Below are 13140 nucleotides of genomic sequence, written 5' to 3' on the forward strand. Positions count from 1 at the left end.
CTGTCGCGGGCTCCGTCACGGGCGTTCTCCTGCGACGGAGCCCGGCGGGGAGTGCCAGGGCTCGCCGGCGGCCGGCGGCTGGTAGGGCGTGGCCGGCGCGGAGGCGGGCAGCGGCTCGGGAGGGCGCGGCGAGGGCGCGGGCCAGCGGGCGGCGGGCGGCGCGGCCGGGGGAGCGGGCGGCGCGGGGGGCGGCGCGAGGGAGACCGCGTGGTAGGCGGCCGAGATGCCCGTGCCCGCGTCGAGGCGGGGCTGCGCGGCGGCGGGCCGGTAGTGGGGCGGCGCCTCGTGCGGGGGCTCGTAGAAGGCGTACGTCGCCTCGAACTGCCGTGTCGTATCGAGGGCTTCGTAGGGGGCCTCGAAGGGGGGCGCGCCCGCGCGCAAGGACTGCGTGGGCTCCGCCTCATAAGAGGGCGGCGCCACGGGCCGCGGGGGGACGGCCCCCGAGGCCGGCGCCGCGGGCTCGCTCTCCCGGCCCTGCCGCAACGGGGCGAACCGTGCGGAGATGCGGCGCTTCACCGGACGGGGCAGCGCGCGTACGGCCAGCGCGCCGGCCACGCCGACAAGGCTCAGCCCGTACATCGTGACGACCCACACGGCCGGCGGGCGCCCCGCGAACAGGCCGTGCACCAGGGCGAAGCACCAGGTGGGGTAGGCGAGCATGTGGACCGCGCGCCAGCGGCCCGCGGTGCGGCTCGGCGTGGCGAAGGCGCTGCGCATCGCGCCCGTGACGGCCGTGAGGACCATCAGGATCGCGGCGAGCGAACCGAACCCGATCAGCCCGGACGCGCCGGTGACGCCGAGCCCGAACGGTACGACGGCGCCCAGGAGCCCGACATGGCCGAGCGCGATCTTGACGGTGACGTGCAGGAGGAGGAAGCCGATCGAGGCGATGGCGGTGGCGCGGTGGACGGCTTGCGCCAGGAGGCGGTCACGCGGGGTGAGGAACAGCCGGTCGGTGGCGAGCAGGCCCCAGGCGACGGACGCGGTGAGCGAGACGAGCGAGAGGACACCGGCGGTGAAGTCCAGGGCGGCCCGCAGGCCGTCGGACGAGAGGAGCGCCAGCGGCGGTATGAGCAGGGCGACGACGCCGAGTGCGGCGGCCGAGAGCCCGCCCCTGCGGGCCGGACGGCCCCGTGCGGGGTTCTGACGAACACGGTGCGGGTTGAGCGGATGGCGAGGTTTCATGGTGGGGCGACTCCGAATGGTTCGGCAAAGCGGTCCCGTGGCGGCATGCTAGGTCGCCCCATACCGGCCGGTACGGGGTTTGAGCGGTTGCCCCAGAAGAAGGGGGTACGCGGGGTAACCTCGCCCCGGCCCCTTGTGGACGCGCCCCCGACACCCCCCACGGGTACGCCTCGCGCGCCCCCACGGGCGCGCCCGCTCACACCCCCCGTGGGTACTCCGTGCGGGGTCTGCGAGGCCTGCGGTACCCTGACGCCATGCGTGCCGTACGCCTTCTGCTTAGCGAGCCGCGCTGAACACTCCCGACCGATGAACAGATCCGGTCGGACTCGGCGCGGCGCCCCCTCCTGTGCGAGGGGTTTTTTCGTTTGGCGATCCGATCACGGATCGATGAGCGAACGCTCGTAACCGCCGGCAGAGACGATCGATGGAGCTTTGAGGACATGAGCGAGACGAACACCGCTGCCGCCGCAGAGACGGCCGCGCCGCACCGCTACACGGCGGCCATGGCCGCCGACATCGAGGCACGCTGGCAGGACTTCTGGGACGCCGACGGCACCTACGCGGCGCCGAACCCGACGGGCGACCTGGCCGGTGACCCGCAGGTCGCCGCGCGGCCCAAGAAGTTCATCATGGACATGTTCCCCTACCCGTCCGGCGCGGGCCTGCACGTCGGTCACCCGCTGGGCTACATCGCCACCGACGTCTACGCCCGCCACCAGCGCATGACCGGGCACAACGTGCTGCACACGCTGGGCTTCGACGCCTTCGGCCTGCCCGCCGAGCAGTACGCCGTGCAGACCGGCACGCACCCGCGGATCTCCACCGAGTCCAACATGGAGAACATGAAGGCGCAGCTGCGCCGGCTGGGCCTGGGGCACGACAAGCGCCGCTCCTTCGCGACGATCGACCCCGAGTACTACAAGTGGACCCAGTGGATCTTCCTGCAGATCTTCAACTCCTGGTACGACACCGACGCGCACCGGGCCCGCCCGATCGCCGAGCTGGTCGCCGCGTTCGAGGACGGCAGCCGCGAGGTGCCCGGCGGCCGTGAGTGGACGGCGCTGAGCGCCTTCGAGCGCGCCGAGGTCCTGGGCCAGTACCGCCTGGCCTACGCGTCCGACGCCCCCGTCAACTGGTGTCCCGGCCTGGGCACCGTCCTGGCCAACGAGGAGGTCACCGCCGACGGCCGTTCCGAGCGCGGCAACTTCCCCGTCTTCAAGGCCAAGCTGCGCCAGTGGAACATGCGCATCACGGCCTACGCGGACCGTCTTCTGGACGACCTGGACGGCCTGGACTGGCCCGAGGCCATCAAGCTGCAGCAGCGCAACTGGATCGGCCGCTCCGAGGGCGCCCGCGTCGACTTCAAGGTCACCGACACCGACGCCATCACGGTCTTCACCACCCGCCAGGACACCCTGTTCGGCGCCACCTACATGGTGCTCGCGCCCGAGCACGAGCTGGTCGACACCATCGTCCCGGCCGCCTGGCCCGAGGGCACCCACTCCGTGTGGACCGGCGGCCACGCCACCCCGGCCGAGGCCGTCGCCAAGTACCGCGCGTTCGCCGCAGCCAAGTCGGACGTCGAGCGCCAGGCCGACGCCAAGGAGAAGACCGGCGTCTTCACCGGCGCGTTCGCCACCAACCCCGTCAGCGGCGAAAAGGTTCCCGTCTTCATCGCCGACTACGTGCTGATGGGCTACGGCACCGGCGCGATCATGGCCGTCCCGGCGCACGACACCCGTGACTTCGCCTTCGCCCGCGCCTTCGAGCTGCCCATGCGCTGCGTCGTCCAGCCCGACGACGACCGCGGCACCGACCCCTCGACGTGGGACGAGGCGTTCGCCTCCTACGAGGCGAAGCTGGTCAACTCCGCCAATGACGAGATCTCGCTGGACGGCCTGGGCGTCGTCGAGGCCAAGGCCAGGATGACCGACTGGCTGACCGAGCGCGGCATCGGCGAGGGCACCGTCAACTTCCGGCTGCGCGACTGGCTGTTCAGCCGCCAGCGCTACTGGGGCGAGCCCTTCCCGATCGTCTACGACGAGGACGGCGTCGCCCACTCGCTGCCCGAGTCGATGCTGCCCCTGGAGCTGCCGGAGGTCGACGACTACTCGCCGCGCACCTTCGACTCCGACGACGCCGACACCTCGCCGGAGACCCCGCTGTCCCGCAACGAGGACTGGGTCAACGTCGAACTGGACCTGGGCGACGGCGTCAAGAAGTACCGCCGCGAGACCAACACCATGCCCAACTGGGCCGGTTCCTGCTGGTACGAGCTGCGCTACCTGGACCCGCACAACAGCGACAAGCTGGTCGACCCGGCCATCGAGCAGTACTGGATGGGCCCGCGCGAAGGCATGCCGACCGGCGGCGTCGACCTGTACGTCGGCGGCGCCGAGCACGCCGTGCTGCACCTGCTGTACGCGCGCTTCTGGTCCAAGGTCCTGTTCGACCTGGGCCACATCTCCTCGGCCGAGCCGTTCCACAAGCTGTACAACCAGGGCATGATCCAGGCGTTCGTCTACCGCGACAGCCGCGGCTTCCCGGTGCCGGCCACCGAGGTCGAGGAGCGCGACGGGAAGTTCTTCTTCGAGGGCGAGCCCGTCAAGCGCGAGCTGGGCAAGATGGGCAAGTCCCTGAAGAACGCCGTCACTCCGGACGAGATCTGCACCGAGTACGGCGCCGACACCCTGCGCCTGTACGAGATGGCGATGGGCCCCCTGGACGTCTCGCGCCCCTGGGACACCCGCGCCGTCGTCGGCCAGTACCGGCTGCTGCAGCGCCTGTGGCGCAACATCGTCGACGAGGCGACCGGCGAGGTCACCGTCACCGACACCGAGCCCGACGAGGCGACCCTGCGCGCCCTGCACAAGGCGATCGACGGTGCCGGCGGCGACCTGGCGGGGCTGCGCTTCAACACGGCCATCGCCAAGATCACCGAGCTGAACAACCACCTCACCAAGACCGGCGGCCCGCTGTCGCGCATCGTCGCCGAACAGCTGGTCCTGCTGATCGCGCCGCTGGCCCCGCACATCGCCGAGGAGCTGTGGCGCAAGCTGGGCCACAGCGGATCCGTGGTGCACCGCGACTTCCCCGTCGCCGACCCCGCGTACGTCGTGGACGAGGCCGTGACCTGCGTCGTGCAGATCAAGGGCAAGGTCAAGGCGCGCCTGGAGGTGCCGCCGGGCATCTCCGACGACGAGCTGGAGAAGCTGGCCCTGGCCGACGAGGCCGTCGTCGCGGCGCTCGCCGGTGCGGGCATCCGCAAGGTCATCGTGCGGGCCCCGAAGCTGGTGAACATCGTTCCCGCGTAAGGCCCGAAACGGCACTGGGGGCTTCCCCCTACGGGCAGGTTGGGGGTTCCGCGGGAACCCACGGCCTGCCCGTTCCGTTTACGGTGGAGGGGACGACACCGACCGAGGGGACGTTCATGGAAGCCGCGATCCTGATCCTGGCACTGCTGTTCGTCGCCTTCGTGGGGCTCGGCGTGTACGTGACGGTCAAGGTGGTCGGCGCCGCCAAGCGGGGCGTGGAGCGCACGGTCACGCAGGCCCGCAGGACCGTCGAGGACACCACCTTGCGGGCCAAGAGCGTGGGGCAGCCCGGGGTCGCGGGCCAGCTCGCCCAGCTGCGGCTCGCCCTGCGCACCTCGATGCGCTCCACCCAGGAAGCGCTGCACGCGCGGCTGGCCGAGGACGAGTCCCTGAAGGAGTCCCTCGCCCTGTTCGAGCGGCTCAGCGGCCACGGCCACGAACTGGACGACGAGCTCAGGCGTCTCGAACGGGAGCCGGACAAGCGCAGGATCGCGGACCGCATGCCGGAGCTCCGCGAGCGCACCGAGCGGATCACGCACTCCGCGGACTCGCTGCGCTGGGCCGCCCGGGACCGGGCCCGCCAGTTCGCCGACGACGAGCTCGCCTCGCTCAGCGAGCAGATCGAGATGGAGTCGGGCGCCCTGCGGGACTGGTCGGTCAAGGCGCCCGCCGCCGGCGGATCCGCGTCCTGGAGTGACCTTTCGGACAACCCCGCCGCGGCGCCCGCCGACGCGTCCGTGGACCCGCGGCGCGGCGCGCCGACCCGTGAGGAGCCCTCCGCCGGGGCGCCGCACGCGATAGGCGCCGCCCAGCCGCAGGTGACGTATCCGTGGCAGAAGTCGCCCCGCCCCGAAGCCACGGGCTGAACCGGCGGACACCGGCCCGAGCAGTGGGAACAGGGCAGCCGCCACCGACCCGAACCGATCATTCCACCAGGCCGGACTGCCACGCGGCGCCCCCGGCGGGTAACCTCCCGCTCATGTCCCGCCATGTCGCGATCGTCACCGATTCCACGGCCTATCTGCCGCCCCAGACGATGGAGCGGCACAGCATCACCGCCGTGCCGCTGACCGTCGTCCTGGGGGACCGGGCGCTGGAGGAGGGCACGGAGATCTCGGCCCGGTCGCTCGCGCTCGCCCTGCAGAAACGACGCCCCGTCACCACGTCACGGCCCAGCCCCGCGATGTTCGCCGAGACCTACGGCAAGATCGCCAAGGCGGGCGCGACCGGGATCGTCTCGCTGCACCTGTCGGCCGACTTCTCGGGCACCTACGACGCCGCCGTGCTCGCCGCCAAGGACGCCCCCGTGCCGGTACGCGTGGTCGACACCGGCATGGTCGCGATGGCCCTCGGATTCTGCGCGCTGGCCGCGGCCCAGGTCACCGAGGCGGGCGGCACCCTGGACGAGGCGGTGGCCGCGGCCGAGAAGCGGGCCGGCGCGACCTCCGCGTTCTTCTACGTCGACACGCTCGACTATCTGCGGCGGGGCGGCCGCATCGGCGCCGCACAGGCCCTGCTGGGCTCGGCCCTCGCCGTCAAGCCGCTGCTCCAGCTCGACGACGGCCGGATCGAGATGCTGGAGAAGGTGCGCACCGCCTCCAAAGCCATCGCCCGGCTCGAGGAGATCGTCGCCGACCGCGCGGGAAGCAGCCCGGTCGACATCGCGGTGCACCATCTCGCGGCGCCCGAGCGCGCCGCCGCCCTCGCCGACCGGCTGCGGGCGCGCGTGCCGGGCCTGGTCGACCTCTATACCAGCGAGGTCGGTGCGGTGATCGGAGCGCACACGGGGCCGGGGCTGCTCGGCGCCATCGTCTCGCCGCGCTGAATCCACGAGGCCGCGGGAGGCGCGGGAGCCGCGCAAGGAGCGGGATTCGCGTGCCGCGCGATGGATGCGGATTCCCTCGACCGAGTGGCCGACTTATCCACAACTGGCTTGTTGTCCACCGGAATTGGGCGTGCTCAGCGGATTTCTGCCGAGGTGCCTAGCGTTTCGTGGCATGGCAATCCGATCACCACGCACCGCCACGAGCGGACCCGGCCGGGCCTCCGGCTCCGACGGCCGAACCCGGTCGGGGCACGGCCCCCGCGACCGTAGCCGCGCCGCCCGGACCCCGGTCGCGGTCCAGGCCGCGCGCAGACGCGCGGACGCGCTCTTCCTTCCTCCGCCACCGGGCACGGCGGCCCCGCCGCACGACCCCGTGGCGCCGACCGCCCGAGGTCTGGGGCGGTCCGCCCTCGCACCCCCGCGGGCGGCAGAGCGGGAGCCCGCCGGGGCCGCCGCACGAGAGTCCGCTGCGGGAGGGGCAGCGCCAGGGGTGGCCGCTCCATGGACGGCCGCTCCGCGGGCCGGGGCGCGGGCGTGGGCGGCGGTGCGCGAGCGACTGCCGTTGTGGGCGCAGTCCAGGCTCGGCCTGGCTCCGCGCAGTCTGGCGGCGCTGTGCGTGGTCCTCCTCGTCGCGGCCGGCTTCGCGGTGCAGCACTTCTGGTCCGGCCGCCCGCAGTCCGTCCGCGCCCCCGACCTGGTCGACGGTCCCGCCCCGCCCGTGCCCGCGGCGAAAGCCGCGGGCAACGGCTCTCCGCGCGGGCCGGGGGGCGGGGCGAGAGGAGCGACGAGCGGCACGGCGGGCGCCGCCGCGACGCCCGGACCGGTGGCGAACGCGGTGCCCTCGCCGGCCGGGGTGCTGGTCGTGGACGTCGGCGGCAAGGTGCAGCGGCCCGGTGTCTACCGGCTGCCCGCCGGATCACGGGTAGCCGACGCGCTGACCGCCGCGGGAGGCGTGCGCGGCGGAGCGGATCTGACCGGGCTCAACCGCGCGAGGCTGCTCACCGACGGGGAGCAGGTGCTGGCCGGAGTGCCGGGCACGGCCCTTGCCGGTCCGGGCGGGGGCACCCTTTCGAGCGGCGGCGCAGGGAGCGGGCCGGGTGGTCCGGGCGGTACGAGCGGTCCGGTCAGCCTCAACTCCGCCTCGGCGGAACAACTGGACACGCTGCCCGGAGTCGGCCCCGTGCTCGCCCGGCACATCGTCGACTACCGCGCTCAGCACGGCGGGTTCCGCTCGGTCGATGAACTGCGCGAGGTGAAGGGGATCGGTGAGGGGAAGTTCAACGACCTCCAGGCCCTGGTGCGGCTGTGAGCCGCATCGAGGTCCACGCCGAGTCGGGCCATCGGCTGGGTGTGGCCAACCCGTACCGGGAGGGGCCGGCGGACCTGCGTCTGGTCGGCCCGGCCCTGGGAGCCTGGGCGGGAACGGCCGCTTCCGTCAACTCCGCTCTCATCAAGGTGAGTTGGTGCGCCGTACTGTGCCTGGCTGTCGCAGGCGTACTGGTCGCGCCGACCGCTCGGCGTGCGCTGCGGCGACGGGCCGCGGGCGGGAGGGCCGTGGCGACCGAGCGGGGTGACGGGGTCTGGAGATATCGGGGCGCGGTCGCGGGGGTGCTGGCCTGTGCCGCAGCCGGGATCATGGCCGGCGGACTGCATGCGGAGGAGGCGCGCAGGGGCCCGCTGCCGGGCCTGGCGCGGGAGTTCCGGCAGGTCACGGTGGAGCTGGTGGTCGGCGCCGACCCCCGGCCGACCCGGGCCGCCGGCTGGGGCGGTGCTTCGGTGGCCGTGGACGCGGAGGTCGAGCGCGTCCTCGGAGCGGACGGGGGAGGGCGGCGCGTGCGTACGCCGGTCCTCGTCCTGGCACCCGCCGACTGGCAGGGGTTGCTGCCCTCCACCCGGGTGCGGGTGACGGCGAGGCTCGCGCCGGGCGACGGGAGGATCGCCGCCGTACTCAGGGCGCCGAACGGGCCGCCCCACGTCACGGGCGCGCCAACTGCCCTGCAGCGCATGGCCGGTGAGCTGCGGGGCGGGCTGCGGTCGGCGTCCCAAGGGCTCGCGCCGGACGCGCGGGCGCTGCTGCCCGGCCTGGTCGTCGGCGACACCTCCCGGGTCACGCCCGAACTGCGCGCCGCCTTCCGGGCGACCGACCTCACCCACCTCATGGCGGTGTCGGGCAGCAACCTGATGATCGTTCTCGCTCTGCTGATCGGCCCACCGGGACGGGCGCTGCTGGCCGAACGGGGCGGCCTCGCACCCCGGCTCGGGATCTCCCTGCGGACGACCGCCGTGCTCGGCGGAGCGCTCACGCTCGCCTTCGTCGTGGTGTGCCGGCCGGAGCCGAGCGTGGTGCGTGCCGCGGCATGCGGCCTGGTCGCCCTGCTCGCCATCGGCACGGGCCGGCGCCGGTCCCTGATCCCGGCGCTCGCCGCCGTCGTGCTGCTCCTGGTGCTGTACGCGCCCGAACTGGCCCGCAGTTACGGGTTCCTGCTCTCCGTCCTCGCCACCGGGGCACTGCTCACCATCGCGCCGGGGTGGAGCGCGGCGCTGCGCCGGCGCGGGGTGCCGGCCCGGCTCGCCGAGGTGCTGGCCGCGGCAGCGGCGGCGCAGGCGGTGTGCGCGCCGGTGGTGGCGGTCTTCGCGGCGCGCGTCAGCCTGGTCGCGGTGCCCTGCAACCTGCTGGCCGAACCGGCGGTGGCGCTGGCGACGGTGGCGGGGTTCGCCGCGCTGGCGGCGGCGCCGATCGCGATGCCGGCCGCCGAGTCCCTTGCCTGGTGCGCGAGTTGGCCCACGCGGTGGATCGCTTCGGTGGCGCGGACCGGTGCCGCGCTGCCCGGCGCCGAGTGGGGGTGGCCGGGCGGCCGGCGCGGGGGAGCGCTGCTCGCGGCCCTCACGGCGGTGCTGGTGCTCGTCGCGCGCAGGCTGCCCCGCTGTCCCTGGGTGGCCGCGGCCCTCGCCCTCGTGCTGCTGCTCGCCGTGGTGCGGCCCGCCCCGCTCACCAGGATCGTCACCGGCTGGCCGCCGCCGGGGTGGGCGTACGCCGTGTGCGACGTCGGCCAGGGTGATGCCACGGTGCTGGCGGCCGGGGCGGGGTCCGCCGTGGTGATCGATGCCGGGCCCGAGGCCCTGCCCGTCGACCGGTGTCTCCATGAACTGGGCGTCACCCGGATCCCGTTGCTCCTGCTCACCCACTTCCACGCGGACCACGTGGGGGGCCTCACCGGGGTGTTGCGAGGACGGTCGGTCGGGGTCATCGAGACGACGGGCTTCGCCGAGCCGCCCGACCAGGTGGCGTTCGTACGGCGTACGGCGGCGGCGCGCGGGGTGGCCGTGACGACGGCCGCCTACGGGGAACGGCGTGCGCTGGGCGGGCTCTCGTGGGAGGTGCTGTGGCCGCCGCCGGAGCCGGGCCCGGTGGCGGACGGGCCGAACGACGCGAGCGTCACCCTGCTCGTCCACACCGCCGCCGGGCTGAGCCTGCTGCTGCCCGGCGACCTCGAACCACCGGCCCAGCGGCGGCTGTTGCGACGGAACCCGGCGCTGGGCCGCGTGGATGTCCTGAAGGTCGCCCACCATGGTTCGGCACATCAGGACCCGGGGCTGCTGCGCTTGCTGCGTCCGAGGCTGGCGCTCATCTCCGTCGGCCTCGGCAACCGGTACGGCCACCCCGCGCCCGGCACGATCGCCGTGCTGCGCACAGGGGGCGCCGCGGTCCTGCGGACCGACACGGACGGGGCGATCGCGATCACCGGGGTGGGCGACGGATTGCGGGCCGTGCCCCGCGGACATGACGCGGCGGAGGCGGGAGCGGCGCTTCGGGGACGTGATCCCTGAGACGGCCGCGCGGGAGGAGTTCCGATGCGGGATACCAGCGGAGGGAGGGCCGCGAGTGCCGGATAAGCGGAATGACCAATTCGGGCCTCTGGTGACAGGTGCCTCAACTGTACGCAGGCGCCGCGTTTGCCTCGAACGGCACATCAGTGATCGAATGCGTCTTCGTCAAGGGGGCCGGGGACCTGCTGTGGCGAGGACGGACGAGGATGTCCCCTCCTGCGCGGCCCGACAGATACTTCTTCGCGCGGGGGTGCGTGCACAGTGTTCAGCCGCTGGTTCGGCAAGAGCTCGACCAGTTCTCCGCTTCGTACCGGGCCGCTGGCAGGCCTGTCCGTCCCGTCGACCGCGGGCGTGCTCAGCTGCCGGGTGCTCGATCCGGTCAACGAGCCAGTACAGCGGGCCGAGTTCGTGGTCAGCGACACCTCGGGGCGCCGGGTCGTCGGCGGGGAGACCGACCCGTTCGGCACGGTGGTCACCACGGTGCCGGCGGGCGAGTACCGGCTGGCCGTCACGGCCGAGGGGTACACGCCCTTCCACGGCAACGCGACCGTCACCGCGAGCGGGCTCGCCGCGCTCGGCGACATCACGCTCCAGGTCGCCGCCCCGGTGGCGCTGCCGGAGCCGGGCGAGTGGGAGCTCGATCCGACGCACTCCCAGATCGGCTTCACCGCGAGCCACATCGGACTGGCCCGGATCCACGGGCGGTTCAACACGTTCGCCGGCGCCATCCGGATAGGTGAGCGCATGGAGGGTTCGGCGATGCACGTCATCATCGACACCGCCTCCATCGACACCGGGGTCCAGATGCGCGACGACCACCTGCGGTCGGGCGACTTCCTGGACGTGGGGAACTATCCGACGATGGAGTTCTACAGCGACCGCTTCGTGCACCGGGGCGGCAGCCGGTGGGCGATCATCGGAGGGCTCACGCTGCACGGTGTGAGCCGCACGGTGACGCTCGACACGCAGTACCTGGGCCTCGGGACGGGGCTCGGCGGCGAGACCCGGGGCGCCTGCCGCGCCACCACCGAGCTGCACCGCGAGGACTTCACGCTCACCTGGCAGACCATGCTGGCCCGGGGCATCGCGGCGATCGGGTCGTCGATCTCCATCGACCTCGACATCCAGGTCGTACCGAAGGCGGCCTGACCGGCCCCTGACCCCGGCTCCACCCGGCAGCGGGGGCCGGGATCAGGGGGATTCCAGCCAGCCGTCGTGGTCCGCGGCCAGGGTGTCCAGGGCCTTCGGGTCCAGTCGGGCGTCGGGGTCCTCCACCACGACGAGCCACTGGGCGTCCTCGGCGTCGTCCTCGCCGGCGAGGGCGTCGCGGACCAGCTGGGGCTCCTCGGCGAGGCCGAACAGGTCGGTCAGCTCGGTGGCCACGTCCTCGGCGGCGTCGCGGTCGGGAAGCACCAGTACATGGCGGGTCACATCGTTCACCTGGACATTCTGCTGCATGGCGCCGGCCCGCACCGGCGCGTCCCCCGCCTGTCAGTGGGCCGTGGGATGCTGGACGGCGATGGCCACCAGGAAGAATTCCACCGACGATCCGCTCGCCCCCGTCACGCTCGCCGTGGGCCAGGAGGACCTGCTGCTCGACCGCGCCGTGCAGCAGGTGGTGGCGGCCGCACGGGCCGCCGACGCCGACACCGATGTGCGTGACCTCACCTCCGACCAGCTGCAGCCCGGCACGCTCGCCGAGCTGACCAGCCCGTCGCTCTTCGCCGAGCGCAAGGTCGTGGTCGTGCGCAATGCGCACGACCTGTCGGCGGACACGGTCAAGGACGTGAAGGCGTACCTCGACGCGCCCGCCGAGGAGATCACCCTGGTGCTGCTCCACGCGGGCGGCGCCAAGGGCAAGGGACTGCTCGACGCGGCGCGCAAGGCGGGGGCGCGGGAGGTCGCGTGCCCCAAGACCACGAAGCCGGCCGAGCGGCTCACGTTCGTACGGCAGGAGTTCCGGGCGCTGGGGCGTTCGGCCACGCCGGAGGCGTGCCAGGCGCTGGTCGACTCCATCGGCAGCGATCTGCGCGAGCTGGCGTCCGCGACGTCGCAGCTGTGCGCGGACGTGGAGGGCACGATCGACGAGGAGGTCGTCGGGCGGTACTACACGGGCCGGGCGGAGGCCTCCAGCTTCACCGTCGCCGACCGGGCGGTGGAGGGACGGGCCGCGGAGGCGCTGGAGGCGCTGAGGTGGTCGCTGTCGACGGGGGTCGCGCCGGTGCTCATCACCAGTGCGCTCGCGCAGGGGGTGCGGGCGATCGGCAAGCTGTCCTCCGCGCGGGGAGGCCGGCCGGCGGATCTCGCGCGGGAGTTGGGGATGCCGCCGTGGAAGATCGACCGGGTGCGGCAGCAGATGCGGGGGTGGACGCCGGAGGGGGTTTCCCTGGCCCTGCGGGCCGTGGCTGAGGCGGATGCGGGGGTGAAGGGCGGGGGAGATGATCCCGAGTACGCCCTGGAGAAGGCGGTGGTCGCCATCGCGCGGGCGGCTCGCGCGGGGCGGTAGCGACCCACCGGCCGCCACCGTCCACCCTCCGGGGCTCCGGCCCCGGCTCCCCCGCCGGTCAGGTACGCCCCGAGCACGCCCGCCCGCCCGCGCAGTTCCGCGCGCCCCTCAAAGCGTCGGTCGTCTGCGGACCGTGGTCGCTTCTCGCGCAGTTCCCCGTGCCCCTGGACGGGCTGCCCTTGCCAGGGTGCCAAGGCAGCCCACCTCAGCCCGTCCGGCGCTTGGGGACGAGCGCCCTCAATGCGCGAACGGGGTCTGGGGCGGAGCCCCGGGGCGGGCTCGGTCAGGCTGCCCGGCGCCAGCTCACCGGGGGCTCGTACGGGTGGCGGCGCCAGGCCGCGAGGGGGATCACCGGGGCCAGGGCGGCGGCCGGCTCTCCTGAAAGCGAGAGGAGGACCACCGCCAGAGCGGCCAGCTCCGCCTCGGTCGGGGCGCCCTTCAGGACGCGGAACAGTGGCTCGGGGGATTCGTTCGGCACGCTC

Annotated in this window: 10 protein-coding genes; 7 read left to right on the forward strand and 3 right to left on the reverse strand. The window is 73.6% G+C overall.

Annotation, left to right across the window (positions count from 1 at the left end; all coding sequences use genetic code 11):
- Positions 1–15: 15 nt before the first annotated feature.
- Positions 16–1185: a hypothetical protein gene (locus OOJ98_RS04235; RefSeq protein WP_267053249.1), complete on the reverse strand. Its 1170-nt coding sequence runs from the start codon at positions 1183–1185 to the stop codon at positions 16–18.
- Between the two features lie 440 nt (positions 1186–1625).
- Between OOJ98_RS04235 and leuS the strand changes: the two genes are divergently transcribed.
- From leuS to OOJ98_RS04265, 6 genes are all read left to right on the forward strand, one after another.
- Positions 1626–4499, forward strand: coding sequence for a leucine--tRNA ligase (gene leuS, locus OOJ98_RS04240; RefSeq protein WP_267053250.1), 2874 nt, complete (start codon positions 1626–1628; stop codon positions 4497–4499).
- A gap of 116 nt (positions 4500–4615) precedes the next feature.
- Positions 4616–5365 carry a hypothetical protein gene (locus OOJ98_RS04245; protein ID WP_267053251.1) on the forward strand — a complete coding sequence of 250 codons (750 nt, stop codon included), beginning with the start codon at positions 4616–4618 and terminating at the stop codon, positions 5363–5365.
- Between the two features lie 113 nt (positions 5366–5478).
- Positions 5479–6324, forward strand: a complete 846-nt coding sequence (locus tag OOJ98_RS04250) for a DegV family protein (RefSeq protein WP_267053252.1) — start codon at positions 5479–5481, stop codon at positions 6322–6324.
- A gap of 490 nt (positions 6325–6814) precedes the next feature.
- Positions 6815–7633: a ComEA family DNA-binding protein gene (locus OOJ98_RS04255; protein WP_323177877.1), complete on the forward strand. Its 819-nt coding sequence runs from the start codon at positions 6815–6817 to the stop codon at positions 7631–7633.
- Positions 7630–10152, forward strand: a complete 2523-nt coding sequence (locus tag OOJ98_RS04260) for a ComEC/Rec2 family competence protein (RefSeq protein WP_267053254.1) — start codon at positions 7630–7632, stop codon at positions 10150–10152. The genes OOJ98_RS04255 and OOJ98_RS04260 overlap by 4 nt, the downstream gene beginning before the upstream one ends.
- Positions 10153–10470: 318 nt before the next feature.
- Positions 10471–11301 carry a YceI family protein gene (locus OOJ98_RS04265; RefSeq protein WP_267055506.1) on the forward strand — a complete coding sequence of 277 codons (831 nt, stop codon included), beginning with the start codon at positions 10471–10473 and terminating at the stop codon, positions 11299–11301.
- 42 nt (positions 11302–11343) lie between these two features.
- Here the strand turns inward: OOJ98_RS04265 and OOJ98_RS04270 are convergent, their stop codons facing one another.
- Positions 11344–11592, reverse strand: a complete 249-nt coding sequence (locus tag OOJ98_RS04270; RefSeq protein WP_267053255.1) for a hypothetical protein — start codon at positions 11590–11592, stop codon at positions 11344–11346.
- Positions 11593–11671: 79 nt separating this feature from the next.
- Here OOJ98_RS04270 and holA point away from each other — a divergent pair, with 79 nt between their 5' ends.
- The gene (gene holA / locus OOJ98_RS04275; protein WP_267053256.1) at positions 11672–12658 is read left to right on the forward strand and encodes a DNA polymerase III subunit delta; all 987 of its coding nucleotides are present in this window, start codon (positions 11672–11674) and stop codon (positions 12656–12658) included.
- 283 nt (positions 12659–12941) lie between these two features.
- Here holA and OOJ98_RS04280 read toward each other — a convergent pair whose 3' ends face one another.
- Positions 12942–13136: an acyl-CoA carboxylase subunit epsilon gene (locus OOJ98_RS04280; protein WP_267053257.1), complete on the reverse strand. Its 195-nt coding sequence runs from the start codon at positions 13134–13136 to the stop codon at positions 12942–12944.
- Positions 13137–13140: the final 4 nt, after the last annotated feature.

Source organism: Streptomyces sp. NBC_00083 (assembly GCF_026343295.1).
Lineage (GTDB): Bacteria > Actinomycetota > Actinomycetes > Streptomycetales > Streptomycetaceae > Streptomyces.